Raw genomic sequence first — 2,086 nt, 5'->3', positions numbered from 1 at the left:
AATTTCTTGCAATCCTCGCTACGGACGCTTAAGTCCGACAGGCTGCTAGATGAATTATTGTTCTGGATCTTTTTTGGAAATTAATGGTCTAAAGCATGTATAGCTTAAGAGAATTAAATGTGTTCAATAGAGGGATTTATGAATATAAACACTACTGTAACAGATGCTTACGAACCTCATAAAAACAGTCTTGCTGAGAAGAATGATGAAAGTTTTGATTCAGAGCAGAGAGTGGTTAAAAGTTTTTCAAGAAAGCGATTGGTTGAAGATAAATCCTCTGCACCGATAAAGCAGATGCGAGAATTTGGTTGTATTGTACCAGATTGCAGTCATCAGATGGTCAATCAGCCTATTCCTGATCGAAAAGTTTCTCACTGCTTTAATTCTGACGGTTGTGAGGGCATAGATGAAGTCAAAAGCAGGCCGAGCGAGATATTTAGTGCTGATGAAGTGGCAAAATGCTTTCGAAATACCATTAAAAAACTCATACACACACTGAGGTACGAAAAAATTGCAAGAGAGAGTTATGAAGATGATCAAAGAGACGAATTAACAGAAATTTTTATCGATTTTATTTTATACCGGGAAGGTCTGGTTCATGATCGGTGTTTTACGGTTGAAAGCAGCACCGATAAATATGTGGCGGGTAAGATCATCAGCCAGAAACGAGTCGAAGAGATACAGTCTTTCCTGAATGCTATTTTTACCGAACGAGCGGCAGCGGAACCTAAAAGAAACAGGAGTCGATTATTTTATAGTCTGGGGGACATTCTGGTGGATTATCTCAACAAAAGAGAGAACGTACCAAATGATGTAATCCCAAATGTTAGATTTTTTTTAATGAATAAAAATGAATTCACCTACGAGAAATTGCTGAAGGATATATTTCCATTTTTTCAAACCCTTCTTCCTTCAGGAGGCCTTTTTTCTGAGCTGGTTATCATATTTAATTTTGCCGTGAAATTCAGGCAAAAAATTATCGATAGTGGTAGTTTATTATTTTACCCGAGTAATTTGTTAACCATTGCTTTGCGTATCAACAAAATTGATATGAGAGAGTTTTTTAATCGACATGTTATGGATGTTATTTTTTTTCGGCGTTGTGATGGTATTGTCGACACTCTTTTTGATGGTTGCCCTTTATCCACTGAGAATGAAGCAAAATCGGAAAACAAATTAAACCCTAAATTTGGAGAAGAGCTTGAATATGATGTAAAAAATGTAATTTCTGATTCAGAGGGGAAGCTTGTTAGCATTTTTTCATCTCGATTCGCAGAAAAAGAGTTAACTAACCACGTTACCGCTAAAAAATTTGATTCACGCTGTGGATTTGACAGTAACTTTACCCTGTTTCCTTTTTATGATACTCGGAAGTGGTTTGAAATAATCTGCACGCCTTATCATGCTGATGATCAACTCGCGGAATTATCTTTTGAAAAGGTCATTGAAGTGACTGATTCAATGCGCAAAGACGGGTTGATTGATTATAGCTCCGGGCATAAACACGTCGATGTCTTGAGTGCCACTCAGGGTGATACTAGTGTGCTTCTGGCTTTGGAGTCTGAGATCCAGCGAAACCCTTTTTTGCTGAGGGCATTTGGAAATAATGATCGTATCCTGCAGAACGATGAAGCCAAATGGTATAAAACATTTGCTGATTATAATCCAGACACAAAGCTATTTGCAGTGAAGCGGTTAAATTGGATCATTGATCGATATAATAAAAAAATAGAAGAAGGTTGTACTGAAGAGTCAAGCTATAAAAGCAAAAATGATTCGGAAAAAAAAGACAGGCTTAATCAATTTGTGCATTTTTATAACCAACTTGTTCATATGACGACTATACAAAGGGGGCTTGGTGGAGTGGGTGACGATTATATGGAAAAGTACATGGCTATTTCTTTATTACATATTACCGGAGCAAGTAAAGTCAAAAAATTATCAACGCTGGAATTTCGTTTTTTCCGTTGTCCAAAAACGGTACAGGAAATCAAATTGATTAACCAATTTTTACACGCATTATTTCAGTACATTCATCAGTGCAGAAAGGCTAAAATCCCTTTGCAGCCTGTCCCTGAAAATATCC

Annotated in this window: 1 protein-coding gene; it reads left to right on the top strand. The window is 37.0% G+C overall.

The genetic code is table 11. The features are described 5' to 3' along the window. Positions 1–138: 138 nt before the first annotated feature. On the top strand, positions 139–2,086 hold a 1,948-nt coding region (locus tag KDK16_RS00490; RefSeq protein ID WP_257274218.1), incomplete at its 3' end, for a hypothetical protein.

It is taken from the genome of Endozoicomonas sp. SESOKO4 (assembly GCF_024606275.1).
This window is presented reverse-complemented; position numbering and strand designations above follow the sequence as displayed.